This window comes from Sphingomonas sp. R86521, from assembly GCF_042466235.1.
GTDB lineage: Bacteria > Pseudomonadota > Alphaproteobacteria > Sphingomonadales > Sphingomonadaceae > Sphingomonas.
Genome location: NZ_JAXHBY010000001.1, coordinates 3,373,876 through 3,400,629 on the forward strand (window position 1 = coordinate 3,373,876; position 26,754 = coordinate 3,400,629).

Here is a 26,754-nt window from a genome sequence, read left to right on the forward strand (position 1 = left end):
GCAGTGCGGGGGAGAGCGTCTCGCTCATCCCCCGCGCAATCGTCCGGCCGTTGCCGGTTTTACCGGCGGCACCACTCCTGCACGTTTCTGTTCTTATCACGGCGAGCGACAGCAACCGGGGCATGCAGCAACTCGGATCAAAAAAAAAGGCCGGTCGTGAGACCAGCCATAAGTTTTTAGGAGAGGATGCCTGAAAGGCACACTCCTTTTGTAGCGCAGCACGCCATCTCGCAAGTGCAATGCATCCGATCGCAGTTGCACTAAATGCAATCGTAAGCTGTGGTACCGGCGCGAACCGGCCGCCTAGAACTTCTTGCCGATCATCGCGCGCGCTGTCCCGACCCGGCTGTCGCTCCCCAGCCGACCGCCGAAATCGATGCCGAAGGTCCAGTCGGTGTCGGTCTGCAATCCGATGCCGAGCTCGAGGCTATATTCGTCGCGCAACCAGCGATCGCCCTCGACGACGCGCGTCAGCCCGCCGAGATCGGCATAGTCGAGCAGCTGCCCGCCTTGTCCGCGATATTCGTGGCGCCATTCGAAGCGTGCGCGCGGGCTGATCACGCCGAAGTCGATCGCACGGTACAGCGCGCCGCGTCCGCCGAGCACGCTCGACAGCGAGTCGAGCTCGCGGCGGCCATAGGCCAGGTTGTACAGCCCGGCACCGGTCTCGCGGTAGCCGTCCAGCGTTGCCGACAGATATTCGACGCGGCCGTATGCCGAGACCATGCCGCTCGGACCGTGGCGGTCGAGCCCGGTTGCGATCGAACCGAACCGCATCGTGCCGTTGCGGTGGCCGACCCCGACCTCGCCATTTGCGGCCAGCCGCCGGCTGTCGAAATCGACCCCGCCATAGCCGATCACGCCGTCGATGAACGCGCCCGGGATCGGCGCGAGGCTGCCGTAGAGCGCGCCGACCCAATTATCGCCGTCGAGCCGCGCGGCGCCGTCGCCGATCCGTGTCCGCTGGCTGCCATAGCCGCCGCCGATGCCGACCGTCAGGGCATCGGCGAGCTTGATATCGCTGCCCGCGCTGAGACCGCCGCTGGTGACGTCCAGATGGACGCGCCGAGTCGTGGCATCGCGCGACCCGACCGTGATCGCGCCGCCGCTCCAGATCGCGATCGAGCCGACGCTGCGCTCGCCGGTCGATGCCGATGGGGAACCGGTCGCGGACCCGGCCATGCCCGGTCGCGTGCTGTCGGACTGATGGTTGGTTCCCCGATCGCCAAAGCCGCCGGCCGTGCCGAGTCCGGCGCCATCGTCCGATCCAAATCCGTCGTCGATCGCGCCGGTCCGCAGCGAGTTGTAGCGGCCGGACGCGCCCTCTGCGCCGGCGACTTCGGTCGCGTGCTCCATCTTGAGCGCGGTCTCGTGGTCCACGGCGCTCGGCCGATAGCCGCCATAGTTGCCGCCGACCAGGCCGAGCCCGTTCGCCACGCGCACCCCGAACGGCCGTCCGGTGCTGCCCGCGCCGCCCCCGTGCAGCGTTTCGTTACGCCGCGCGAAATTGCCGAGCTGCGTGGCGGCGAAACTGCGCGTCGCCTCGGCCTGCGCGGCGATCAGGCCACGTACCGTCGGGTCGGCAGCAGGATCCGCGCGTGCCGTCACGGTCACCGTCGCGGTTGCAGCCGCGGACGCGCCGACCGCGTTGCTCAGCGTGTAGGTGACGACGATCGTGCCGCTGTAGCGCGAGTCCGGCGTGATCCGCAGCTGGTAGGTGCGGTTGTCGACACTGCCGCCTTCGATCAGCGCAGCGGTCGCCGCGGCGGCAGGACCGACCGAGACGATCGCCGCCGCGGTGTACGGGGCGCCGCGTGCCTGCGTGGTGAGATCGATCGTCACCGGTACGTTCTGCCCGGTGCTCGCGCTCAGCGTGGCGGCGACCGGAGCCGATCCCAACACGGTGACCGCCACGGTCGCCGGTGCGGACCGTCCACCCGGGCCAGTGGCCACGACCGTGAAGCCGTCCTGCCCGCGATAGCCCAATATCGGCGTGTAGCTCGCGATCACGACCGGGTGCCCGCCCGCGCCTGCGCCGGATGACGTCAGCGTGACCGTACCGTGCGCCGGCTGGCTGGCGATTTCGATGGCCGTCCAGTCGCCGCTGACCCCATTGGACAGCGTGACGTCGACCGTCTTCGTGCCGCCCGCGGGCGTCGTCACCGTCACGGCGGTGCCGGCGATCACCGGCGGCGCCGGCGCAGCGATCACAAGCGTATAGCTGCGCGCCGCCGAAGCCGGCGTCGCCCCGGTCGAGCTGTCGGTCGCGGTGATCGTGATAGCAAAGCTGCCGTTCTGCGTCGGCGTTCCGGCGAGCGCACCCGTCGCGGTCAGCGTCAATCCGGTCGGCAGTACCCCGCCGGTGACCGCATACCGGTACGGCGCCGCACCGCCGCTTGCCGACAATGCCGCGGTGTACGCCGTGCCCTGTTGCCCAGCCGGCAAGGATGCCGGCGCGATCACGATCGTCGGCGCCGCGATCGTCACGGTAACCGTCGCTGGTGCCGATGTCCCGCCGGGACCGGTTGCGGCATAGGTGAAGCTGTCAGGGCCATAATATCCGGCGACCGGGCTGTAGGTCACGACGTCCCCGCTGATGCTGGTGGTACCGTGTGCGGGGTTGCTCGCGATCGCGATACTGGTGTGGACGCCCAGGATCGCGGCCGTCAGGTCGATGCTGGCCGCGGCGCCGTACGCCGTCGACACCGCGCGGTCGGCGACCGTCGGCACAGGCGGAGTCCCCACCGTGATCGTGACCGTCGCCGGAGCGGACGTCCCGCCGGGGCCGGTCGCGGTGTAGCCGACGGTGTCCGCGCCATAATAGCCCGCCGCCGGTGTGTAGGTGACCACGTCGCCGGCGACGCTCGTCGTCCCATGAGCAGGGCCGCTGGCGACGGTCACCGAACCGTGGACGCCGGTGATCGAACCAGCCAGGTCGACCGATATTGCGGCACCGTAAGCAGTCGTGACCGCGCGGTTTGCGACGATCGGCACAGGCGGAGTCCCGACCGTGATGGTCACGGTTGCGGGCGCCGAGGTCCCGCCGGCGCCGACTGCGACATACGGAAAACTGTCCGCGCCAAAATAGCCCGCCGCCGGTGTGTAGGTGACCACGTCGCCGGCGACGCTCGTCGTCCCGTGTGCGGGGGCGGTGGTTACCGTCACGGTGGCGTGCACGCCGGTAATCGCACCCGACAGGTCGATCGCGGTCGCGGTGCCATAGGCGGTAGCGACCGCGCGCCCCGCGACGGTGGGTGCGGCGGGCGGAGTCACGATGACGGTCACGATCGCGGGCGTCGATGCCCCGCCCTCGTTCGCGGCGGTGTAGGAGAAGCTGTCGCCTCCGACATAGCCGGCGGCCGGCGCGTAGGTCATCGCCATCCGCGATACGGCGACAATGCCGTGCTCCGGCTTGCTCGCTAGCGCGACATACGTCGTCGCCGGCCCGCCAAGCTTCAGCGGTGTCGGTGTCGGCCCGGCCCCGTACGCGACCGTCAGGCTGGTATCGCCCGCGGTCGGCGCCGCAGGCGCGCCGATCCGGACGGAATAGGCCTGCGCCTTGGAATAGGGGCCGCTGCCGGTCGAAGCGTCGACGGCCGTGACGGTAAACGCGAAACTGCCGATCGTCGTGGGCGTGCCGGCAAGGACACCATCCGGTCCCATCACCAGCCCGGCTGGCAGCGTGCCGGCGGTCACCGCCACCGTATAGGGCGCCGTCCCCCCGCTCGCGGTGAACGCCTGGCGGTAGGCGGTTTCCTTGATGCCGTCGGACAGCGCGGGCGGCGTCAAGGCGATCCCCGCGGCGCCGACGGTCAAGTTGTAAGTGCGCGTTCCGGCATGCGACCCGCTCCCGGTCGAGGCGTCGGTGGCCGTGACGGTGAACGTGAAGCTGCCCCCCGCGACCGGCGTCCCCGCCAGGCGTCCCGTACCGTCCAGACCGAGCCCAGCGGGCAGGGATCCGCCGGTAACCGCATAGCTGTACGGCGCGATCCCGCCCAATGCGGCAAGCGTGATGTCGTACGCCGTTCCCACGGTCGCGGACGCCAGCGTTGCCGGCGCGAGGATGATCGTCGGTGCCAGCACGGCAAGCGTGTAGTGCTGCGTCGTCCCCGCCCCTGGTCCACCAGCGTCGGTAAGCGTGACATCGAAACCGAAACTGCCCGACACGGTGGGCGTACCCGACACCGTGCCGTTGCTGGCCAACGCCAGCCCTGTCGGCAACGCGCCGCCCGATAGCTTGAAGCTATAAGGCCCGGTCCCGCCGGTGGCGCCGAACAGCTGGCTGTACGCGGATCCGACCGCGGCACTGGGCAACGGCCCTGCCGCCGGGCCCAACGCCAATGTCGGTGCAGCGATGACGAGCGTGTAGCTGCGTGTGCCCGCATAGGGCCCGGTACCGCCCGAGCTGTCGGTCGCTGTCACGCTGAAGGTAAAGCTGCCGCTCGTGGTCGGCGTACCGGCCAGCGTGCCGCCGGCAGCGAGCGTTAGACCGGCCGGAAGCGCGCCTGCGCCGAGCGCGTAGCCATAGGGAGCGGTGCCGCCGGCTGCACTCAACGTCTGGCTGTACGCTGTCCCGGCGTGACCGGCTGGCAGGCTTGCCGGCGAGAGCGTCACACTCGGTACCGCGACGGTCAGGCTATAGGCGCGCGACGCGGTATAGGGTCCACCGCTGCCCGCCGGGGTGGCGTCGGTCGCGGTGACGGTGAAGGCGAAGCTGCCGCCGGCGCTCGGCGTACCGGACAGCGTGCCGTTGGCGGCCAGCGTCACCCCGGCCGGCAGTGCGCCCGCGGTAATCGCGAACCCGTACGGCGCGGTGCCGCCGATCGCGAGGATGCTGGCGCTGTAGGCAGCACCAACCGTGCCACCAGCCACCGTTGCCGGGGCCAGCAACATCGTCGGTGAACCGATGACGAGCGTGTAGCTGCGCGTGCCGGCATAGGGTCCGGTGCCGCCGGAACTGTCGGTCGCGGTCACGCTGAAGGCGAAACTGCCGCTTGCGCTGGGCGTGCCCGCCAGCGTCCCGCTCGCCGACAACGTCACGCCGGCCGGTAGCGCACCCGCGGTGACTGCATAGCCGTACGGCGCGGTGCCGCCGGTTGCACTAAGCGCCTGGCTGTACGCGATCCCGGCCTGACCCGCTGGCAGGCTCACCGGTGAGAGCGTCACGCTTGGTGCTGCCACGGTCAGGCTATAGGCACGCGCCGCGGTATAGGGCCCGCCGCTGCCAACGGCGGTGGCATCGGTCGCGGTGACCGTGAAGGCGAAGCTGCCGCCTACGGTCGGGGTCCCTGCAAGCGTGCCGTTGGCGGCGAGCGTCAGTCCCGCTGGGAGCGCCCCCGCGGTAATCGAATAGCCGTACGGCGCGGTCCCGCCCGTGGCGATGATGCTCGCGCTGTACGCCGCACCTACGCTCGCGCCGGACAGCGTGGTTGGGGCCAGCGTCAGCGTCGGTGAGCCGACGACGAACGTGTAGCTGCGCGTACCGGCATAGGGTCCGGAGCCACCCGAACTATCGGTCGCGGTCACGCTGAAGGCGAAGCTGCCGCTGGCGCTGGGCGTGCCCGCCAGCGTCCCGCTCGCCGACAACGTCACGCCGGCCGGTAGCGCACCCGCGGTGACTGCATAGCCGTACGGCGCGGTGCCGCCGGTTGCACTCAGCGCCTGGCTGTACGCGATCCCGGCCTGACCCGCCGGCAGGCTCGCCGGCGAGAGCGCCACACTCGGCGCAGCTACGGTCAGGCTATAGGAGCGCGACGCGGTGTAGGGTCCGCCGCTGCCGGCGGCCGTCGCGTCGGTCGCGGTGACCGTGAAAGCGAAGCTCCCGCCTGCGTTCGGTGTGCCGGACAGCGTGCCACCTGCGGCGAGCGTCAGCCCGGCCGGCAGTGCGCCCGCGGTAATTGCATAGCCATACGGTGCGGTCCCGCCGATGGCGGTGATGCTGGCGCTATACGAGGCCCCCACTGTGGCGCCGATGAGAGATGCCGGGGCCAGTGCCAGCGTCGGTGAACCGATAACGAGCGTGTAGCTGCGCGTGGAGGCATAGGGCCCGCTGCCGCTGGAACTGTCGGTCGCAGTCACGCTAAAGGCGAAGCTGCCGCTCTCGCTGGGCGTGCCCGCGAGCGTCCCGCTCGCCGACAGCGTCACTCCGGCCGGTAGCGCACCCGCAGTGACCGCATAGCCGTACGGCGCGGTACCGCCAGCAGCGCTCAGCGCTTGGCTGTACGCAGTTCCCGCCTGGCCAGCTGGCAGAGTCGCCGGCGAGAGCGTCACGCTCGGTGCCGCAACGGTCAGGCTATAGGAACGCGACGCGGTATAGGGCCCGCCGCTGCCGACTGCGGTGGCATCAGTCGCGGTGACCGTGAAGGCGAAGCTGCCGCCCGCACTTGGCGTACCTGCAAGCGTGCCATTGGCCGCGAGCGACAGCCCCGCGGGCAGTGCACCCGCGGTGATCGCGTAGCCGTACGGTGCCGTGCCACCAGTGGCGGTGATGCTGGCGCTGTACGCGCTACCCACCGTCGCGCCGGTCAGCGTCGTCGGGGCCAGTATCAGCGTCGGCGCACCGATGACGAGCGTGTAGCTGCGCGTGCCGGCATAGGGTCCGGAGCCGCCCGAACTGTCGGTCGCGGTCACGCTGAAGGCAAAGCTGCCGCTCGCGCTGGGCGTGCCGGACAGTGTTCCGCTCGCCGACAACGTCAGACCGGCGGGTAGCGCACCTGCGCTGGCGACGTAGGCGTACGGCGCGGTACCGCCACCTGCGCTCAGCGCCTGACTGTACGGAGTGCCGGCCTGCCCCGCCGGCAGGGTCGCTGGCGACAGCGTCACATTCGGTGCCGCCACGGTCAGGCTATAAGCACGTGCCGTGGTATAGGGTCCGCCACTGCCCGCCGGGGTGGCGTCGGTCGCAGTAACCGCGAAGGTGAAGGTGCCGCCCGCGCTTGATGTCCCCGCAAGCGTGCCGTCAGCGGCAAGCGTCAACCCGGCCGGGAGTGCGCCTGCAGTGATTGCGTAGCCGTAAGGCGCGGTGCCGCCGGTGGCGGTGATGCTCGCACTGTACGCTGCGCCCACCGTCGTGCCGGTCAGCGTCGTTGGAGCAAGCGTCAGCGTCGGTGCACCGATCACGAGCGTGTAGCTGCGCGTGACGGCATAGGGTCCGGAGCCGATCGAACTGTCGGTCGCGGTGACGCTGAAGGCGAAGCTGCCGCTCGCGCTTGGCGCGCCGGACAGCGTGCCGCTTGCGGACAGCGTCAGACCGGTGGGTAACGCGCCCGCGGTAATCGCATAGGCGTATGGCGCGGTGCCACCAGCGGCGCTCAGCGCCTGGCTGTACGCGATCCCGGCCTCACCCGCCGGCAGGGTCGCCGGCGTCAGCGTCACGCTCGGTGCCGCGACGGTCAGGCTATAGGAGCGCGCTGCGGTATAGGGTCCGCCACTGCCCGCCGGGGTCGCGTCGGTCGCGGTGATCGTGAAGGCGAAACTGCCGCCCGCAATGGGCGTTCCAGCCAGCGTGCCGTTGGCAGCAAGCGTCAGCCCGGCCGGCAGCGCGCCTGCTGTGATCGCGTAGCCGTAAGGCGCGGTGCCGCCGGTGGCGGTGATGCTCGCACTGTACGCTGCGCCCACCGTCGCGCCGGCCAGCGTTGTCGGGGCCAGCGTCAGCGTCGGTGCGCCGATCGCCAGCGTGTAGCTGCGCGTGACGGCATAGGGTCCGGAACCACCCGAACTGTCGGTCGCGGTGACGCTGAAGGCGAAGCTGCCGCTCGCGCTTGGCGCGCCGGACAGCGTGCCGCTTGCGGACAGCGTCAGACCGGTGGGTAGCGCACCTGCGCTGACCACATAGCCGTACGGTGCGGTGCCGCCGGCTGCGGTCAGTGCCTGGCTGTACGCGACCCCGGCCTCACCCCCCGGCAGGGTCGCTGGCGTCAGCGTCACGCTCGGTGCCGCCACGGTCAGGCTATAGGAACGCGACGCGGTATAGGGCCCGCCGCTGCCCGCCGCGGTCGCATCGGTCGCGGTGACGGTGAAAGCGAAGCTGCCTCCCGCGCTCGGCGTGCCGGACAGCGCGCCAGCGGCGGCGAGCGTCAGCCCCGCGGGCAGCGCACCTGCTGTAATCGCGAACTCGTACGGCGCTGCGCCTCCGGCGGCGCTGATGGTCTGGCTGTAAGCGACACCGACGGTTGCGGACGGCGATGTCGGCGGCGCCAGCGTGATCGTCGGCGCCGCGATCACCAGCGTGTAGGTCCGGGATCCGGTGAACGGTCCCGCGCCAGTCGAACTGTCCTGGGCGGTCACGGTCACCGTGAAGCTGCCCGCCTGGGTCGGCGTCCCCGACACCACGCCGCCTGCCGACAGCGTCAGCCCGGTCGGCAAACCGGTCGCCGAGAAGGCGTACGGGGCTGCACCGCCGGACGCGGCCAGGATCTGGTTATAGGCCGCCCCCGCCTGCCCCGCCGGCAAAGTCGCCGGGGTGATCGCGATCGTCGGAGCGCCGACCGTGATCGAAACGATCGCCGGGGTCGAGGTCCCGCCCGCGCCGGTCGCGGTGTAGGTATAGCTGTCGGGTCCGACATACCCTGCGGTCGGCTGGTAGACCGCGCTTTGGTAATTGCCCGGCGCGCCGGGCGCCAGCGTCCCATGCGCCGGACCGGTGACGAGATTGACGACGGTATAGCTGCCGGTGATCGAGCTCGAAAGATCGACCGTCACCGGCTGGTTGTACGCGGTCGAGACGCTGCGCGCCGCCGCCGTCGGCGTCGCGACATAGGTGAAACCACCCGCGAGCGCGCCGGTGCCGCCCCCGGTCGTGACCGCCACAGCGACGGCACCCGCCGCATTCCCCGGTGCCGCGGGGGTCGTCGCGGTGATCTGCGTCGCGCTGGTAATCGTGACACCGGTCGCAGGTACGCCGCCGACCGTCACTGCGGTCGCGCCGGTAAAGTTCGTGCCGGTGATCGTGATCGCGGTACCGCCGGCGATCGGTCCCGAGGACGGCGCGACGGACGAGACCGTTGGTGCGACCACATAGGTATAGCCGTTGGCCAGGCTCGCGCTGCCGCTCGGCGTCGTCACCCCGACCGGCACTGCCCCCGCGCTACCCGCCGGGGCGACCGCGGTGATCTGGGTCGCGCTGTTGACGGTAAAGCCGGTGGCGGGAGTCGCGCCGAACGTCACGGCTGTGGCGCCGGTGAAGTTGGTGCCGGTTATCACGACGCTGGCATTGCCTGACGCCGGCCCCGACGCCGGCGTCACCGCGCTGACCGTCGGTGGATTGGCATAGGTGAAGGCGGCAGCGAGCGTCCCCGTGCCGCCGGTATTGACCACGCTGACGCCGACCGTCCCGGTGCCCGCCGGCGAGACCGCCGTGATCTGGGTCGCGCTGTTGATGGTCACGGCGGTCGCCGCAGTCGTCCCGAACAGCACCGTGCTGCCGGCGATGAAACCCGTTCCGGTGAGGGTGACGGTGGTCTGCCCGGTCGCCGGGCCCGTCGAGGGCGCGACCGCGGTCACCGTCGGCGCCGCGATATAGGTGTAGCTGGTGGCGCTGGTCGCCGATTGAGCTTGCGCCGTCGAGACGATCACCGTGACGCTGCCCGCCGCATGCGCCGGCGCGGTGACGGTGATCGATGTCGAGGATTGCGCGGTGATCGCGCCCGCGGTCCCGCCGAAGGTCACCGTGTTACCCGCGGTGCTGAACCCGGTGCCGGCTATCGTCACTGCGCTGCCGGTCGTCGGGCCGCTGGTGGGAGAGAGGCCGGTGATCGTCAGGGCGGAAAGGACGTCGAACCGCAGGTTGACGACTCCGGTCGGCGCAGTGGCGGTCGCCGGCGTGCCGACATACAATTGGAAGGTCCCGGTGCTGCCGGCCGGAACCGCAGCGCTGGTGCTGGCGGTCAGCACGCCGTGGCTGGTGCTGAAGCGCTGGGTTCCTCCCGAGCCGGAGGGCGCGGTGTAGCTGTAGAAGGCACCGGCCGTACCGGAATACTCGAGGACCCCGCCATCGTCATAGGTGATGGTGTAGGCGCCGGAGATGACGGCAATGGAACTGTCGGAATCGCGGGTGATGCGCATCCGGGTGTTGTCGGTATTCGACGTGATCAGGGCGCCGCCGCAGGCCGCCGCCGGACTGTCGACATCGCCCTCTGCCAGGCCGGCAACGCGCTTGGTGACGCCGACATCGACTCGCAGTGTGTTGAGCGTCCCCGACCCCGGACCACCAGCGCCGTACACCAGCGTACAGGATTGCGCCTGCGCCGCCGAAGCGCCCGCGAGCGCGAGCCATGCCAAGACCAGAACCGTCACGATCCGGCGAACCGCAACCATCACTGTCCGTGTTGCATTGCCCTGCGGCTCTTCGGCCGACGCCCCGCTGCCCGACACCCTCTGGTCCCCCTATGTCGCGCCTGCCCCCGCATTTTTCACGACGCCGCATCAATAGCTGTCGCGCAGCAACTAATCCACCTCATCGATCGATAATCGATCATTTTTGATGACTAAACGTACAATAGCAGCGGGGTAGCCGTATCATTCCCAATACTAGCAATCGAGTATCACGGATTCTATCGGATTTCCGACTCTGTTTACACTTGTGAGTCGGATCGACGTAGGCCATCGTTAGATTATCGTCGAAGGCATTATACTGATCCGAGGCCGGTAATAAGAGCGTACACCTGAATCAAAGGGAGGGTCGGCATGTCGGATTTCTACATGGGTCAGGTCATGATGACGGGCTTTGCATTCGCGCAGAGAGGTTTTGCGCAGTGCAACGGTGCGATCGTCGCGGTCTCCCAGAACTCCGCACTCTTCTCGCTTCTCGGGACGGTTTACGGCGGCGACGGCGTCGTGACGTTCGCGCTGCCCGATCTTCGCGGGCGCACGCCGATCGGTGGCGGGTTCGTCTCGGAAGGCGGCGACTGGCAACCGCCGGCGGCGCCGCTGGGGGTGATCGGCGGCACCGAGGCGGTGACGCTGATGCCGCCCCACAACGGCGCGCACACCCACGGTTTTGCGGGGACGGAGGCGGCATCGGGCAGCACGTTCCTCGAAAGCAACGAGCTGCTCGGCCAGGTCACCAATGGCGCGACGTTGTACGGCGCCCCCACGCATCTCGTCCCGCTCGGCGGCGGTCCATCGACGAGCGCGGGAAACGGTGCGCAGCACCCCAACATGCAACCATTCTCGGTGATCAGCTTCAACATCGCGATGTCCGGGATCTATCCCACGCGCAGCTAGCCGAGCGCGGCGTGGTGCGGCGATGTCGGGTGCCGACGATACCGAATTCCGGCGACGCGCCGGCAGGAAGGAATGGACGATGAGCGAGTGCTATGTGGGCGAAATCCGGATCATCCCCTATGCGCGCGGCGCACCGTTGGGGTGGCAGCTCTGCGATGGCTCGCTGCTGTCGACGAGCGACTACGAAGTGTTGTTCAACTTGATCGGCACCACCTATGGCGGCGATGGCCAGGCGACGTTCGCCGTTCCCGACCTGCGCGGGCGCGTGCCGATCCATCAGGGCACCGGAGGCGGCATGAGCCCCAGGCCTATCGGGCAGGTCAGCGGCGACGAATCGATTACGCTCACCGTCCAGCAAATGTCCCCGCACGTGCATTTCATGCTGGCGTCGACCGACGTCGGCACCTCGATCACGCCGACGAACTTCGTGCTGGCCGCGGTGCCGGCGAGTGTGGGCGAGCAATTCTATACGCCATCGATCGCCGGCGCGACGGCCACGCCATTCCCCGCATCGGCGGTTCGACCCGCAGGCGGCAACCAGCCGCATGACAACACGGCGCCCACACTGACGCTGCAATATTGCATCGCGACCTTAGGGATTTATCCGACCCCGCCCTGATCCGACGCCCCTCTGATCCGAACCGGCCCTGATCCGAACCGACCCCGACATGCCGCGTACCGATCGCGCGTCGTCCGCCATCCCATCGAGGACATGACCATGACCGAACCGTATATCGGCGAAATCCAGGTTTTCGGGTTTTCCTTCGCTCCGCTGAACTGGGCGTTCGCGGCGGGGCAGATGATGCCGCTCCGGCAGTACACCGGGTTGTTCTCGCTATACGGGATCAATTTCGGCGGCGACGGGGTGAACAATTTTGGCCTGCCGAACCTTGCAGGACGCCAGAACTGCGGCGCGGGCCAGGGTCCGGGGACGCAAAAGCGAACGATAGGCGAAACCTTCGGCAGCTATGGCATTGCGCTGACCAGCGACGAGATGCCGATGCACAATCACGCCTTTTCCGATTATGTCCCGGCCGGCACCCAAACTGCCGTGCCGACCGCGTCGTCCGCGATCGGCTACGCCGCCAATGACGGATTTGCCGCGTTCGCGACGCCGAGCAGCACCGTGGCGCTGAATTCGAACGCGATCGGCACGGCGGGGAATGGCGCCGCGCACCCGAATACCCAGCCCTTTCTGGGACTCAACTATTCGGTCGCGCTCACCGGCGTCTTTCCGCAATTCGGCTGAACGCCGGCCGTCGTCCGTGACGCCCACGCCGCCTGACGCGCGACTGCACACAAGGGGTCCCGGCGCGTCGCTGCACGTGAAGGGGCCCGCGCTGCGTCCCGCAGCGCTTGGGATTGCGCTGCGTCCGGCGAACGATGCGGATGCCGCGTTTCTGCAGCGCCTGTACGGTGAAACGCGATCCGACGAACTCGCCTTCACGCCGTGGACCGATGCCGCCAAGGCGGCGTTCCTGGCCAGCCAGTTCGCGCTCCAGCACCGTCATTTCACCACGGCCGGCGTCACCACCGATTTCTGGATCGTCGAAATTGGCGGCGAGGCCGCGGGGCGATTGTATGTGCGACGCGGTGCTTCGCTCTGGCGGCTGGTCGAGATCAGCCTGCGATCCGCAGCACAGGGGCGCGGCGCGGGTTCGACGCTGATCGACTGGCTACAAGGATGCGCCCGCGACGACGGCGCCAGCGGCATCGATCTCCATGTCCTGGTCACCAACCCGCGCGCCGCTTCGCTCTATGCGCGGCACGGCTTCGTTCCAGTTGCCGGAGATGGCCACGACACTCCGGACACGCACCGGCGCATGATCTGGCGGATCAGTTGAACACCGCCTGATACAGTACGCCTCCCCGATCGCGGCCGATCGGTACCAGGAAAATCCCGTGTCGCCCGAGTGTAGCGTTCGCCAGCGGATAGATTTTCTGCGGCAGGACCACCGGCGATGTCGCGCGAAATACCAACGAAAAGGGTTGTCGCATGCCACCCGCGCGATGGGATAGTGGTTTTGCCTCGACCAGCGCGAGCGCCATAGACGCGGCCCCGAGATCGAGCGAGAACTCCTCGCCGACGGCTCCGGCAAAGCTTTGCAGCGACAGCATCACGTTCAAGCAGCATCACTCCCGCAACGAGACCGTAGTTCCCAAGCCTGCCTGGGAAGTGTTTGCCGACGAGGCTATACGATCGGGATGATGCAAGCAATTGAACCATCGCGCGCCGATACGCGGCGGCCATCTGGCGTAGTCGCAACGCCGGTTGCGACGGGCACGAACACCCGCCGCGCCGGGCTGCCCACCTACATCTTGAAGCGCGCGCCGGCCAGGAAGGTGCGGCCGAAGTGATTGTTCTCGTAGTTCCGGTTGGCGTCGAGATCGGTGTAGCGATCGCGATATTCGTCGGTCAGGTTGGTCCCTTCCAGCGAAACCTCCAGGCCCGGCGTCAGCTTGTAGCGCACCGACGCATCGACGTTGATCGTCGAGTTATACCCTTCGAAGACGTTCCCGGTCGCGCTGTTCTGATCGACATAGGGCCCGCGATAGCTGATCGAACTGCGGGCCGAGAACTTGGTATCCTCGTAATAGAGCGTGCCGTTATACTGACGCTTCGAGAGGCCGAACAGCGTGCCCGTCCGCGACACCGACACGTTCGGTCCGAACGTGCACGCCGCCGCAGCCGTGGCACCGGCAACGCACGGATTCACGGTTGGTCCCTGCACCGTATAGGTCGCGGTGGAGCCAATGAACGTCGCGTTGGCGATCGCACCGAAATTCTTGAGGAAGCCGGGCAGGAACCGGAACGTCGACTGCAGCGCAATCTCGACGCCCTTCAGCGACGCGCCCGACCCGTTGACGGGCGACGTGATCGTGTACAGCAGGTCGGCATTCTGCGGCAGCGCGGCCGGGCTCGAAGGCGGGATCACCGAGCGCGGCAACCCGGTCGATTCGAACGACCCGCTGACCGACTGCGACACCGGGAAGCTCTCGACCTTCTTCTTGAACGCTGCGACCGAGAAGATCGACTGCGGTGCGAAATACCACTCCGCCGCCAGGTCGAATGCCGTCGCGCGGAACGGATCGAGCTGCGGATTGCCGAAGGTGACGCGGTAGTTGAAGCCGTCGACGGAACCACCCGGCGTCAGGTTGCCCAGGGTCGGGCGGGTCAGCACCTTCGAGATCGCGCCGCGGAGGATGACCTTGCTGGTCGGAAACAGCGCGACGTTGATTGCGGGCAAGAAGTCGTCGTAGCTGCGCGCGATCGTCACCGCGAGACCGTTGTTGAGCCCGGTCGAGCTCTGCGCGGTGTGAACATAGCGGACGCCGGCGTTGGCGGCATAGTCGAGGCCGAGGACCGAACCCTTCACGTCGACTTCGCCGTAACCGCCGGTGACTTCTTCGCTGACACTGCGGATGTTGCCGGCATCGACGACCTTGGGGCGGTTGTACAGCCCGGTGAACGCGGCAGCCGCATCGATGTTGGGGATCAGGAAGGTGTTGGTGTTGCCGCTCGGCTGACCGGCGTCGCCGACCGTGAAGGTCTCGCCGAGATTGCCAGCCGGATACCCATAGACCGCGGTCGGCCCGAACAGCGACGCGGCGGAACAGGTGACCGTGCCGAGCACGACGTCGCGACCTGCCGCCGGGCAGACGACGGCATCGCGGGTGTAAGCCTGGGTATCGAACGTGAACTTCCGATAGAGCGCGCCGAGCTTCAGCTTGTAGCCCTCGGCGACGTCATATTCGGTGCGCAGCTGTGCGGTGCGGAACTTGTTGACGGTTTCCGACGGGCGATCGCGGATTTCGGCGAGCTGGAAATTGGCCGGATCGGTGACGCTGGTCCCGAAGGTCAGCAGCGGGCTGCGCGAGTCGGTATAATCGTAGCTGTAGCCGGACGCACTGCGGTTATCGAACACGAAGGTGGTTTCGACCGGGATGCTTGCGGTCGATTTGGAGAACCCGCCCATCAGCGTGAAGCGCAGGCGGTCGGTGACGTCCTGGTCCCAGCTGCCGCCGAGCTGATAGAATTCGGTCTTCGACTTGCGCAGATAATGCTCGGTGCGGACATAGGCGTCGTTCAGCGTCGCCGCGATCAGGTTGTTGTTGTTGTCGTACTGGACGTTGCTGAGGTCGATCGAGCGTTCGTTGGAGCGCAGCAGGACCTCGCCCCATTTCTCCTCGCGGGTTTCCTTGAACCGCGAATACAGGCCGTCGATCGACACCTTGGTCGCATCGCTCGGCGACCATTGCACGCTGCCAGTGATGCCGAGCCGCTCGCGACCGTGAAAGATTTCGCCGTAACGCGGGATGCGCGGGTGGAAGGCGAGCGCCGCCTTGTCGCACGCCGCGCTCGGCCGGTAGAAGCCGCCGGCGTTGTTGACCGGCGTCGCACCGGCGTTGGAATTGTAGAAGCACGGCGTGCCGTTCACCGAATCGAATCGCGCCTGCGCCCAGCGCGTGGTGTTGTTGCCGAGTTCGAGATTTTCGGTCTTCGAATAGGCCGCGGACACCGAAGCGCCGAACGTGCCATCCGGTGACTTGTACGACAGCAGCCCGGCGAGCCGCGGTCGCGTGTTCTTGCTGAGGTCGTTGTAGCTCGCCTGGACAGACGCGACCGCGGTGAAGCCGGCCTTGCCGCCCAGTGGGTTGCCCGTGTTCAGATCGACCACCGCGCCCAGCGAGCCTTCGTCGAGCGAGGCCTCGGCGGTCTTGTGGACGACGATCGAGTTGAACAGCTCGGAGGCGAACACGTTGAAATCGAACGCGCGGTCGCGGTTGGCGCTGGCGCCGTCGGTCGACGTTGCCACAGTTTCCATGCCGTTGACGCGGACGCGGGTGAACTGCGCGCCCAGACCACGCACGGTGATCGCGCGGCCTTCGCCGGCGTCGCGCTGGATCGAGATGCCGGGGATGCGCTGCAGCGATTCGGCGAGATTCTGGTCGGGGAATTTCGCGATGTCCTCGGCGACGATCGCATCGACCGCGGCCACCGACTGGCGCTTCACGTTGAGCGCGGCGTCGAGCGAACGGCGGAAACCGGTGACGATGATCTCGGCATCGGCGGCGGGTGCCGGCGCGGCATCGGCGGCCTGCGGCGCGGTGGTCGCCGCCGGATCCGCGGCCTGTTCAGGCGCGATCGCGGTCTGCGCTGGCGAAGGATCGGTCTGTGCGGGTGTACCCGGGGTCACCGCCTGCGGAATCGCCGCCGCCTGCGCGAACGCGCTCGCGGGGAGTAGAAGCGACAGCGCCAGGGCCGTGCCCGATACGCCGGAAAGGCGGGAAACCCGCCGCGAGGCCGTTGCAAAGTCCGTCATCTATCCACTCCCCTTCGGCCGAAACCGTTTTGCCCTGCGTGCTACGGACGAACCGGCGCGGTGTGCGGAAGGGGACAGCGTGGTCGCATGTCCTGCAGTTCATCCCCTCCTGGGCTGCCGGGTTTCCCGGTCGTGCCCACCGATTCCTACCGAAGCAGGTAACCGGTGTCAGCCATGCTGCGGGATCGCGTGAGTGTCAATATCCCGTCGTCGCGAGCGGGCGCAGAACTCTCCGCTTTAGAGCTGCGTCAGGTGCCGGGTTGAATGTACGGGACGCGCGCGAACAGCTCGCGCTGCCAGCTCCGCGGATCATTCTCGACGTGGCTGCGCGTGTCGAAGAGCATCGTCGCGCGGGTGCGCGTGTCGTAATGCGGCCAACGCGGCAGGCCGGCATGGTTCGGATCGCCGGTAGCAGCGAACGCGACGAAGCTGTCCTGCATCGCCTTCGACGCGCTGCGTGCATCGGCCGCCGTCCCGGTCTGCGATCCCGCCGCGCCCAGCGTGCCGAACACCAGCGGGATGTCCATCGTATGGAACGCGCCGCGCCGCGGGTCGGTGCGCGATGCGAAATCGACCTGATAGACCCAGGTCGGCGCGTTCGCGGCGGCACGCGCTTCGGCCTCGATCACCTGCCCGCGCCAGCTGCGCCCGGCGGTGGTCGCGTCGTAGAACACATCGGTCGGCGTCCAGTCCGGATAGCGCGCGCGATATTGCGCGACGACCCATTCGGGGAGGATGTCGATCTTCAGCTCGGGCGCCATCCGCTCGACGAGGTTGCTCCAGTCGAGCCCCTTCACCTTGGGCGTGTCGGGCCCCAGGAACCCGCCGGTCTCGCGGTGGGTGTTGCCGAGCATCATCGGGATGTGGCGCGATTGCGGGTTGGCGTCGGGCCAGAACGGGTGCCGCGTCAGCCATTTCATGTCGAGCACCGGCCCGAAATACATCCCGCCACCGAGGATCGGATCGGTCGTCGACAGACCCTCGACCAGCCGTTCGACCGGCATCGCGAGCAGCTTCGCCAGATCGTTTTCCCTCACGCCCAGCTTGGCGAGATAGCCGCGCGCACGCGTGGTCGCGTTGAGCGGGCCCGACGCGGTGACCTGCTGTCCGCTCATCGTCGCGGCGCGCTGGAACAGGCCGGCGGCGGCGGGCATCCCCATCATCGTCGCAATCTTGGCGCCACCGCCGGACTGGCCGAACACCATCACGCGGTCGGGGTCGCCACCGAACGCGGCGATGTTGTCGCGGACCCATTTGAGCGCGAGGATCAGGTCGAGCTGTCCGGCATTGCCGCTGTCGGGAAACGCCGACGACAACCGCGCCAGATAGAGATAGCCGAGCGCGTTGAGCCGGTGGTTGACGGTGACGACGACGCAATCTCCGCGCGCCGCCAGCGCCTGCCCGTCGTTGAGCGGATCGGTGACGCTGCCGTTCGAATAAGCGCCGCCATGGATGTAGAGCAGCACCGGCTTCTTCGCGCGCGCGTCCGCGTGCGCAGTCCAGATGTTGAGAAACAGGCAATCCTCGGACTGCGGGGCATAGGCGCCACCCTGCGGCGCGACCGGGCCGAACGCGGTGGCCCGGACGACGCCGGTCGCGCGCGGTTCGGAGACCGGCGCCTTGAACCGCTGCGCGCGGCCGTAGCGGATGCCGAGGAAGCGCGTGACGCCGCCTTCGGTGATACCCGCGAACCCGCCCGCCTTCGTTTGCACGGGCGCGGCGGACGCGCGCGCGGCGATCAGTGCCGCGCCGACGCCGCCAAGCGTCGCGCGCCGGGTCCAGCCGTCAGCGGCGGACATCCAGCCCGCCGGCGAGATACGCGTCGATATCGCCCTGCCTGAACAACGAGGCGTCACCGGGCAGCGAATGCTTCAGCGCGGCAAGCGCGAGCCCGGTCCGCGCGGCCCCCGCGCTGTCCTCGCCCGAGCGCAGGCCGTGCAGCACGCCGCTTGCGAACGCATCGCCGCCGCCGATCCGGTCGACGATCCCCGCCAGGACGACCTCGTCGGTCTGCGCATGGCCGTCGCGCGTATCGATCCGCGCCGACAGCCGGTGCAGGTCGACATGCTCGACATGCCGCGCGGTCGAGGCGATCGTCTGGAGCTTCGGGAATGCCGCGAACGCCGCCTCCGCCGCCTCGCGCCGCCGGTCCTCGGCACCGCTCGGGAAATCGCGGCCGAGCAGCAGCGCGATGTCGCGGTGGTTGCCGAACATCAGATCGGCATGCTCGACCAGTTCGGTCAGGATCGCGCGCGGATTGGCGTCCCAGCGCTCCCACAACTTGCCACGCCAGTTACCGTCGAACGACACCGCGATCCCGCGTTCGGTCGCGGCACGCACCGCAGCGAGCGCGCTCCCTGCGGGCACCGGACCCAGCGCGGGCGTGATCCCCGACAGATGCAGCCGGTCGACGCCGTCCAGCAGCGTGTCCCAGTCCCAGGCGCTGGTCGGTGCCTGCGCGAACGACGACCAGGCGCGGTCGTAGATCACTTCGGTGGCGCGCATGCCGGCACCCGAGGTGACGAAATAGAGCCCCATCCGCTCGCCGCCGAGCGTGATGCCGGTGGTGTCGACGCCGTGACCACGCAGCGTCGTGATGGCCGAACGACCAAGGTCATTGTCGGGCACCATGCTCGCAAAGCCGACATCGTGGCCGAGCTTGGCGAGCTGCGTCGCGACGTTGGCCTCGGCGCCCGCCACCCAGACGTCGAGCTTTGGCGTCTGCAGCAGCAGCTCGCGCCCCGGCGGCGACAGCCGGAGCATGATCTCTCCGAAGGCGAGCAGGCGCTTGGCGGTCTGGCCCATCAGCGCGCCAGCCAGCCGCCGTCGACGGCGAGGATATGGCCCTGGACGTAGTTCGCTGCCGCCGACGACAGGAACACCGCCGCGCCGCCGAGGTCGCTCGCGTCGCCCCATTTGCCCGCGGGGATGCGGTCGAGGATCGACTTGTTGCGGCTCTCGTCCGCCTGCAGCGCCGCGGTGTTGTTGGTGGCGATATAGCCGGGCGCGATCGCGTTGACGTTGATGCCCTTGGTCGCCCATTCGTTGGCGAGCAGCTTGGTCAGCCCGCCGATGCCCGATTTGGACGCGGTATAGCTCGGCACGCGGATGCCGCCCTGGAAGGTCAGCATCGACGCGATGTTGACGATCTTGCCGCCGCCATTGGCGATCATGTGGCGCCCTGCGGCCTGGCACAGGAAGAACACCGACTTGAGGTTGGTGTCGATTACCGCGTCCCAGTCCGCCTCGCTGAAGTCGACCGCGTCGGCGCGGCGGATGATGCCGGCGTTGTTGATCAGGATGTCGAGGCCGCCGAGCTTCGCGACGGTTTCGTCGACGACGCGCTGGACCGGTTCGATCGTCGACAGGTCGGCCGAGACGATCTCCGCCTTGCGGCCGAGCGCGCGGATCTTCGCGACGGTATCCTCGGCGGGGGTGCGGCCGACACAGGCGACGTCGGCGCCGGCTTCGGCGAGCGCGACGGCGATCGCCTGGCCGATGCCGGTGTTCGCACCGGTGACGATGGCGACCTTGCCGGTCAGATCGAAGGGATTGGTCATTGGATACCTCATTCCCCTCCCGCTTGCGGGAGGGGTTAGGGGAGGGCCTGTCGGGAGACGCCGCGGGAGGACAGGCCCTCCCCCAGCCCCTCCCGCAAGCGGGAGGGGGGTTTTAAGCCAGCTGGCAGATGTCGAGGACGTTCATGTCGGTATAATCCTGGTTCTCGCCAGCCATCGCCCAGATGAACGCATAGGCCTTGGTCCCCGAACCCATGTGCACCGACCAGGGCGGGCTGATCACGGCCTCCTCATTGGCGATCACGATGTGACGCAGCGCTTCGCCTTCGCCCATGTAATGGAACACGCGGTCGTTCGGGCCGTCGAGCTCGAAGTAGAAATAGATTTCCGAACGCCGCTCATGGATGTGCGGAGGCATCGTGTTCCACACCGAGCCCGGCTTCAGGACGGTCAGGCCCATGACCAGCTGTGCGCTGTCACAGATGCCGGGGATGACCATCTGGTGGATGGTGCGCTCGTTCGATTCCTCGAGGCTGCCGCGCTCGAGCGTGGTCGACTGCGCGACCGAGACGACGCGGGTGGTGAACGCCTTGTGCGCCGGGCACGACGCCAGATAGAAGCGCGCGCCGTCACCGGAGAAGGACACGTCGGTCGCGCCCATCGTGACGTACAGGCAGTCCTTGTTGCCGAGCGTGAACGTCTCGCCGTCGACGGTCACGGTGCCTTCGATGCTGCCGACGTTGACGACCGCGAGTTCGCGACGCTCGAGGAAGGGGTGACCCGCGGCCGATGCCGGCTCGGTCTGGTGCGGCAGCGCGACGCTGCCGCTGCTCACGGCGACGCCGCCGATGACCATGCGGTCGGCATGGGTGTAGTTCAGCACGCACTCACCGTCGCGGAACAGGTCCTGGATCAGATAGCGGTCGCGCAGTTCGTCGTTCGAGACGCACTCCATCATGTCGGGGTGCGTGGCGTAATAGGTGCGCTCGTACATGGTCAGCTCCGGTCGATGCGACGCGCCGCATGCGGGCGTCCGGGAATGGGGTAAGCGGTCAATTACATATAATGGGATGCTATCCCACCGTCTTTTCGTCGATCCGATAGGCACGACGGACGAGGCCGGTGGTCAGCTCATACGCCAGTTCGGCGGCTTCCCAATCGGCAATGCGGTGCTCGGCGACCAGCCGCGCGAGGAACCCGCAATCGACCCGCCGCGCGACATCGTGCCGCGCCGGGATCGACAGGAAGGCGCGGGTGTCGTCGTTGAAGCCGACGGTATTGTAGAACCCGGCGGTCTCGGTGGTCTGCTCGCGGAACCGGCGCATCCCCTCCGGACTGTCGTGGAACCACCAGGACGGCCCCAGCTTCAGGCACGGATAATGGCCCGCCAACGGCGCGAGCTCGCGGGCGTACGTGCTTTCGTCGAGCGTGAAGAGGATGATCGACAGCGTGGTGCTGGTCCCGAACCGGTCGAGCAGCGGCTGCAGCGCATGGACATAATCGGTGCGCGTCGGGATGTCGGCACCCTTGTCGCGGCCGTGGCTCGCGAACAGCCCGGCATTGTGGTTGCGCGACGAACCCGGGTGGATCTGCATCACCATGCCATCGTCGGCCGACATCGCCGCCATCTCGGTCAGCATCTGCGCGCGGAACAGCTCGGCATCGGCCGGGGTCCAGTCGCCGCGCGTCACCTTGGCGAACAGCGCCTCGGCCTCGACCGCGGACAGGTTCGCGGTCGCTGCGGTCGGATGGCCGTGGTCGGTTGCGGTGGCGCCGGCGGCGCGGAATGCGGCACGACGCTTGCGATGCGCGGCGAGATAGCCGGTCCAGCTATAGACGTCCTCGCCGGTCAGCTCGGCGAAGCGCGCCATCGCCGGCGTGAACGCCTCATGCTCGACGTCGATCACGCCGTCGGGACGATAGGTGGTGACGACCCTGCCCTGCCATCCCGATTCGCGGATCCGCGCATGCGCGGCGAGATCGTCGTGCGCGCCCTCGGTGGTGGCGAGGAAATCGATCTTGAACCGCTCGAACAGCGCGCGGGGGCGAAACTCAGGCGTCGCGAGCTTCTCGGTGATGGTGTCGAAATACAGGTCGGCGGTGGCGTCTTCCAGCGCGACGTCGAAGCCGAACACGTCCGAAAACACATGGTCGAGCCACAGCCGCGACGGCGTACCGCGGAACAGCGTATAGTTCTGCGCGAACAATTTCCACGCCGCACGCGGATCGGTCGCGGGCACGCCGCTCAACCGCGGGATCGCGAGATCGTCGAGCGCGATGCCCTGGCTGTAGAGCATGCGGTAGAGATAATGGTCGGGCGCGAGCAGCAGGCTGGTCGCGTCGGTCCAGGCGGCATTGTCGGCGAACCACACCGGGTCGACATGGCCGTGCGGGCTGACGATCGGCTGGGCGGCGATCTCCGCATACAGCGCGCGGGCGATGTCGCGCGTGGTGGGATCAGCCGGGAACAGTCGGTCCGGATGGAGTTCCAGTGGCCGTGCCATCATTCGTCCTCTCGTGCCGGGCGCGTCGCCCGTGCGGTAACGGTGCCGCTGGTAAGCGGTGTCAGGATTGCGCGCAAGGCAGGATCAATCCGGCGGCGGCGCGACCGACGCACGGCGGATCAGCGTCGACAGGAACAGCGACGGCTCCTCGACCTCGGCCGCCATGCCGTCCTCGCCGGCGATCAGTTTCAACGCCGCCGATCGCGCCATCGACGTCATCGGCCAGCGCACCGTGGTCAGCGGCGGCCAGACATGCGCGGCGATCGGCGTGTCGTCGAAACCGATGATCGACAGGTCGCGCGGGATATCTAGCCCGCGTTGCCGCGCCGCGTGGATCACCCCGGCTGCCATCTCGTCATTGGACGAGAAGATCGCGGTCGGTCGCGGCGTCAGGTCGAGCAGCCGCTCGGCCGCGACCAGTCCGGAATCAAAGGTATAGTTGCCATCCGCGATCATGCTGCGCGGCAAGGCGATGCCCGCGTTCGCCAGCGCGTCCTCGAACCCCAGCCGGCGTTCGCGCGCCGATCGAAAGCCGTGCGGCCCACCGACCAGCCCGATCCGTTTGTGCCCCAGCGAAATGAGATACTCGGTTGCCGCACAGACCGCCTCACGGTCGTTCGATGCGACCATGCGATCGGTGTCGTCGAGCGCGACCGAGCCCATCCGGACGTAGCGGCAGCCGATCGAGTCGCAAAGCGCCGCGACCGAGTCGTTCTCGCTGATCGGCGGCATCAGCAGCACCCCGAACAGCCGCTGGCGTTCGAGGAAATGCCGCAGGTCCTGCAGCATCGTCGCCGACCCGCGATCGAGCGGCCGCACCACCATCTCGAACTCGCTGCCGCGCAACGCCTCGAGCATGCCCTGCTGCACGTTCATCACGGTCTGCGCATTGGGGTTGTCGTGGACCAGCCCGATCAGGAAATTGCGCCTGAGCGCCAGCCCGCGCGCCTGCGGATTGGGGATGTAGCCGATCTCGCCGATGACATCCTCGACGCGCTTGCGGGTGTCGCCATTCAGCAGCGGCGACCGGTTGATGACGCGGCTGACCGTCTTCTTCGATACCCCCGCCAGGCGGGCGACATCGTTGATCGTGGGTTGGCCGGTCTTCTGCATGACGCTAAGGCATAGCGGTGTCGCACGCGAACGAACAGCCTTGCACCGGGGCAGCCGCGCGCGCATGATCTGACACCGGTTCCCAATATATAAGAGGATGCGATGGCGAGGGCCCTGAGAGTCGATCCGGGCGACAGCGTCGCGACGCTGCTGGACGACGTCCATAGCGGCGACCGCGTCGAGGTCGGCGGGTCCGTCGTCACCGCATCGTCCGACATCCAGCGCGGACACAAGATGGCGCTGGGTCCGATCCCCGCCTTCGCGCCGGTGCTGAAATATGGATTTCCGATCGGCCAGGCGACCATGGCCATCGCGGCGGGCGAGCACGTCCATGCGCACAACCTGAAGACCGGGCTTGCCGGGACACTGGCGTATCGGTTCGATCCAGTGCCGACGGTCTTGCCGGCCGCCGCGTCGACGGCGACGTTCGAGGGCTATGTCCGCGCCGATGGCCGCGTCGGCACGCGCAACGAGATCTGGATCCTGTCGACGGTCGGCTGCGTCGCACGCACCGCAGAGCGGATCGCGACCAGGGCCGCGGCGCTGGTCGGCGACACCGTCGACGGCGTCCACGCCTTCACGCATCCGCATGGCTGTTCGCAGCTCGGCCAGGATCTGGGCGGCACCCGCAGCATCATGGCGAGCCTCGCTTGCCACCCCAATGCCGGCGGCGTCCTGATCGTCGGGCTCGGCTGCGAGGAGAACCAGATCAAGGCGCTGATGGCGACGATCCCGCCCGAGCGCCACGCGATGATCCGGACGCTGACGACGCAGCTGAGCGGCGACGAGGTCGAGGAAGGCTGCGCGCTGGTCGCCGAGCTTGCCGCACTGGCGGCGACGCCGCGGACGACCGTGGGGCTCGACCGGCTGGTGCTGGGCGTCAAGTGCGGCGGGTCGGACGGGCTGTCGGGGCTGACCGCGAACCCGCTGGTCGGGCGGATGAGCGACCGCGTCACCGCAGCGGGCGGACGCGCGGTGTTCACCGAGATTCCGGAAGTGTTCGGTGCCGAACAGCTGCTGATGAACCGCGCCGCCGATGCCGGGATCTTCGACCGCATCGTCCACGTCGTGAACGACTTCAAGCAGTACTTCATCGATCACGGCGAGCCGGTGTCGGAGAACCCCTCCCCCGGCAACGTCGCGGGCGGGATCACGACGTTGGAGGAAAAGTCGCTGGGCGCGGTGCAGAAGGCCGGGCGCGCGACCGTCGCCGACGTCATCGCGTATGGCGACCGCGTCTCGCATGACGGGCTGACGATGCTGGAGGCGCCGGGCAACGACGCGGTGTCGTCGACTGCGCTAGCGGCGGCGGGCGCGACCGCGATCCTGTTCACGACCGGGCGTGGCACGCCGCTCGGCTTCCCGGTGCCGACGATCAAGATCGCATCGAACAGCGACCTCGCGGCTCGGAAACCCGGCTGGATCGACTTCGACGCCGGCGCGGTGCTGGTCGACGGATTCCCGGCCGCCGAAGAGGCGCTGCTGGCGCGCATCATGGCGGTCGCATCGGGGGCGGAGACCGCCGCCGAACGCAATGGCGAACGCGAAATCGCAATCTGGAAACGAGGCGTTACACTTTGACCGCACCCCGACTGACGATGGCGACGCTGGGTCGCGTGACCGTGCCGAGCCCGCTTGGGCGTACCGAACCCCATGTCGGGATCGTGCATTTCGGCCCCGGCGCGTTCCACCGCGCGCACCAGGCCGCCTATATCGACCAGGTCCTCGCGGACGATCCGCGCTGGGGGATCGCCGCGGTGTCGATGCGCTCGCGCGGCACGGTCGAAGCGCTGGCCGCCCAGGACGGACTCTACACGCTGGCGATCCGCGACACCGAATCGTCGATGCGCGTGATCGGCGCGCACCGCGAGTTCCTGGGACCAGAGGATGCCGCACGCATCCATGCGCTGCTCGCGGATCCCTCGGTCGAACTCGTGACGTCGACCGTGACAGAGAAGGGCTATTGCCTGGCTGGCGACGGCACGCTCGACATGAACCATGCCGACATCGTCCATGATCTCGCCGGCACGGACACGCCGCGCAGCCTGATCGGCTGGCTCGTCGCTGGGCTCGGTGCCCGCAAGGCGGCGGCCATCGCGCCGTTCGTGCCGATGCCGTGCGACAATCTCGCCAGCAACGGCGCAAAGCTGCACGCGGCGCTCGTCGCATTCGCGCGCCAGCGCGACGCGGACCTCGCCGACTGGATCGCGGGCGAGGTCCGCGTTCCCTCGACGATGGTCGATTCGATCACGCCCGCCAGCGACGCGGCGCTCTATGACGATGTGGAAGCCACAATCGGGCTCCGCGACGAAGCCGCGGTGCAACGCGAATCCTTCGCGCAGTGGGTGATCGAAGACATCGGCCAACCGCTCGGCCCCGACCTGGCCGGAGCGGGCGCGACGATCACCGACGATGTCGGCGGATACGAAAAGGCCAAGCTGCGGATCCTCAACGGCGCGCATTCGACGCTCGCCTATGCCGGGCTGCTACGCGGCGCGACCAGCGTCGCCGACGCGATGCGCGACGACGCGCTGGCCGGCTTCGTCGATGCGATGATCGTCCGCGACATCGTGCCGATGCTGCCGGTCGTGCGCGGGCTCGACATCGATGCGTATCGCGCCGCGGTGCTGCAGCGGTTCCGCAACCCGGTGATCGTCCACCGGCTCGACCAGATCGCGCAGGATGGGTCGCAGAAGCTCCCCTATCGCCTGGGCGACACGCTGGTCGCCAACCGCCAGGCAGGCAGGATGCCGGCCAACGTCGTCGCGGCGATCGGCTGCTGGGTGGCGTTCCTGATCCGCCAGGCGCGCGCCGGCACCGCGATCGTCGATCCCGCCGGCGCCACGCTGGCATCGATCGCGGCAGAGGGCAGCCCCGCCGACGTCGTCGCTGCGCTGGCCCGCCAGGGCCTCGGCATTCCCACCGCGGTCGCCGCGGATGCGGCGCTGGTCGCCGCGCTGCAGGAGGCCGCGACCGATGCGCATGCAGGAAACTGGGCCAGGTTGTTTGGCTGATCCTTGTCACTGACACCGGTTTCCATTACGCACCGGCAAAACAGAATAGAGGAGGGGT

General features: G+C 68.3%; 15 protein-coding genes. 6 read left to right on the forward strand and 9 right to left on the reverse strand.

Annotated features, from left to right (window positions below):
• Positions 1 to 303: 303 nt before the first annotated feature.
• Complete coding sequence (locus tag SJY20_RS15635) at positions 304 to 10,293, reverse strand: putative Ig domain-containing protein (RefSeq protein WP_380787837.1); 9,990 nt, start codon at positions 10,291 to 10,293, stop codon at positions 304 to 306.
• Positions 10,294 to 10,683: 390 nt separating this feature from the next.
• Between SJY20_RS15635 and SJY20_RS15640 the strand changes: the two genes are divergently transcribed.
• From SJY20_RS15640 to SJY20_RS15655, 4 genes are all read left to right on the forward strand, one after another.
• Positions 10,684 to 11,223 (forward strand): phage tail protein, encoded by a 540-nt coding sequence (locus SJY20_RS15640; RefSeq protein ID WP_380787838.1) that lies wholly within the window; start codon positions 10,684 to 10,686, stop codon positions 11,221 to 11,223.
• A gap of 79 nt (positions 11,224 to 11,302) precedes the next feature.
• Positions 11,303 to 11,842 (forward strand): phage tail protein, encoded by a 540-nt coding sequence (locus SJY20_RS15645; RefSeq protein ID WP_380787839.1) that lies wholly within the window; start codon positions 11,303 to 11,305, stop codon positions 11,840 to 11,842.
• A gap of 99 nt (positions 11,843 to 11,941) precedes the next feature.
• On the forward strand, positions 11,942 to 12,472 hold the full coding sequence (locus SJY20_RS15650) for a phage tail protein (protein WP_380787840.1): 531 nt from the start codon (positions 11,942 to 11,944) through the stop codon (positions 12,470 to 12,472).
• 16 nt (positions 12,473 to 12,488) lie between these two features.
• A complete protein-coding gene (locus tag SJY20_RS15655) occupies positions 12,489 to 13,067 on the forward strand; it encodes a GNAT family N-acetyltransferase (protein WP_380787841.1) in 579 nt (192 codons plus the stop codon).
• Here SJY20_RS15655 and SJY20_RS15660 read toward each other — a convergent pair.
• The 8 genes from SJY20_RS15660 to SJY20_RS15695 all read right to left on the reverse strand — a co-directional run bounded on the left by SJY20_RS15660 (position 13,060) and on the right by SJY20_RS15695 (position 23,682).
• A complete protein-coding gene (locus SJY20_RS15660; protein ID WP_380788743.1) occupies positions 13,060 to 13,341 on the reverse strand; it encodes a DUF6916 family protein in 282 nt (93 codons plus the stop codon). The two genes, SJY20_RS15655 and SJY20_RS15660, sit on opposite strands and share 8 nt — an antisense overlap.
• A gap of 194 nt (positions 13,342 to 13,535) precedes the next feature.
• Positions 13,536 to 16,547 carry a TonB-dependent receptor gene (locus SJY20_RS15665; RefSeq protein ID WP_380787842.1) on the reverse strand — a complete coding sequence of 1,004 codons (3,012 nt, stop codon included), beginning with the start codon at positions 16,545 to 16,547 and terminating at the stop codon, positions 13,536 to 13,538.
• 248 nt (positions 16,548 to 16,795) lie between these two features.
• Positions 16,796 to 18,346 (reverse strand): carboxylesterase/lipase family protein, encoded by a 1,551-nt coding sequence (locus SJY20_RS15670; protein WP_380787843.1) that lies wholly within the window; start codon positions 18,344 to 18,346, stop codon positions 16,796 to 16,798.
• Entirely contained in the window at positions 18,333 to 19,352 is a 1,020-nt protein-coding gene (locus SJY20_RS15675; RefSeq protein ID WP_380787844.1) for a sugar kinase, read from the reverse strand. Before SJY20_RS15675 ends, SJY20_RS15670 begins: the two co-directional genes overlap by 14 nt.
• Positions 19,352 to 20,107, reverse strand: coding sequence for a 2-dehydro-3-deoxy-D-gluconate 5-dehydrogenase KduD (kduD, locus tag SJY20_RS15680; RefSeq protein ID WP_380787845.1), 756 nt, complete (start codon positions 20,105 to 20,107; stop codon positions 19,352 to 19,354). Before kduD ends, SJY20_RS15675 begins: the two co-directional genes overlap by 1 nt.
• A gap of 112 nt (positions 20,108 to 20,219) precedes the next feature.
• Positions 20,220 to 21,059, reverse strand: coding sequence for a 5-dehydro-4-deoxy-D-glucuronate isomerase (gene kduI / locus SJY20_RS15685; protein ID WP_380787846.1), 840 nt, complete (start codon positions 21,057 to 21,059; stop codon positions 20,220 to 20,222).
• A gap of 79 nt (positions 21,060 to 21,138) precedes the next feature.
• The gene (gene uxaC, locus SJY20_RS15690) at positions 21,139 to 22,569 is read right to left on the reverse strand and encodes a glucuronate isomerase (RefSeq protein WP_380787847.1); all 1,431 of its coding nucleotides are present in this window, start codon (positions 22,567 to 22,569) and stop codon (positions 21,139 to 21,141) included.
• Between the two features lie 84 nt (positions 22,570 to 22,653).
• Positions 22,654 to 23,682, reverse strand: coding sequence for a LacI family DNA-binding transcriptional regulator (locus SJY20_RS15695; RefSeq protein ID WP_380787848.1), 1,029 nt, complete (start codon positions 23,680 to 23,682; stop codon positions 22,654 to 22,656).
• A 102-nt stretch (positions 23,683 to 23,784) separates the two neighbouring features.
• On the opposite strand from SJY20_RS15695, the gene SJY20_RS15700 reads away from it, so the two are divergent.
• Positions 23,785 to 25,263, forward strand: coding sequence for a UxaA family hydrolase (locus SJY20_RS15700; protein ID WP_380787849.1), 1,479 nt, complete (start codon positions 23,785 to 23,787; stop codon positions 25,261 to 25,263).
• On the forward strand, positions 25,260 to 26,696 hold the full coding sequence (locus SJY20_RS15705; RefSeq protein WP_380787850.1) for a mannitol dehydrogenase family protein: 1,437 nt from the start codon (positions 25,260 to 25,262) through the stop codon (positions 26,694 to 26,696). Before SJY20_RS15700 ends, SJY20_RS15705 begins: the two co-directional genes overlap by 4 nt.
• The last annotated feature ends 58 nt before the right edge of the window (positions 26,697 to 26,754 follow it).

What these genes read in the sequence shown, in the direction of transcription:
- SJY20_RS15640 (WP_380787838.1), top strand. Translation starts at nt 10,684, where the DNA reads ATGTCGGATTTCTACATGGGTCAGGTCATGATGACGGGCTTTGCATTC.
- SJY20_RS15645 (WP_380787839.1), top strand. Translation starts at nt 11,303, where the DNA reads ATGAGCGAGTGCTATGTGGGCGAAATCCGGATCATCCCCTATGCGCGC.
- SJY20_RS15650 (WP_380787840.1), top strand. Translation starts at nt 11,942, where the DNA reads ATGACCGAACCGTATATCGGCGAAATCCAGGTTTTCGGGTTTTCCTTC.
- SJY20_RS15660 (WP_380788743.1), bottom strand. Translation starts at nt 13,341, where the DNA reads ATGCTGTCGCTGCAAAGCTTTGCCGGAGCCGTCGGCGAGGAGTTCTCG.
- SJY20_RS15665 (WP_380787842.1), bottom strand. Translation starts at nt 16,547, where the DNA reads ATGACGGACTTTGCAACGGCCTCGCGGCGGGTTTCCCGCCTTTCCGGC.
- SJY20_RS15670 (WP_380787843.1), bottom strand. Translation starts at nt 18,346, where the DNA reads ATGTCCGCCGCTGACGGCTGGACCCGGCGCGCGACGCTTGGCGGCGTC.
- SJY20_RS15675 (WP_380787844.1), bottom strand. Translation starts at nt 19,352, where the DNA reads ATGGGCCAGACCGCCAAGCGCCTGCTCGCCTTCGGAGAGATCATGCTC.
- kduD (WP_380787845.1), bottom strand. Translation starts at nt 20,107, where the DNA reads ATGACCAATCCCTTCGATCTGACCGGCAAGGTCGCCATCGTCACCGGT.
- kduI (WP_380787846.1), bottom strand. Translation starts at nt 21,059, where the DNA reads ATGTACGAGCGCACCTATTACGCCACGCACCCCGACATGATGGAGTGC.
- uxaC (WP_380787847.1), bottom strand. Translation starts at nt 22,569, where the DNA reads ATGGCACGGCCACTGGAACTCCATCCGGACCGACTGTTCCCGGCTGAT.
- SJY20_RS15695 (WP_380787848.1), bottom strand. Translation starts at nt 23,682, where the DNA reads ATGCAGAAGACCGGCCAACCCACGATCAACGATGTCGCCCGCCTGGCG.
- SJY20_RS15700 (WP_380787849.1), top strand. Translation starts at nt 23,785, where the DNA reads ATGGCGAGGGCCCTGAGAGTCGATCCGGGCGACAGCGTCGCGACGCTG.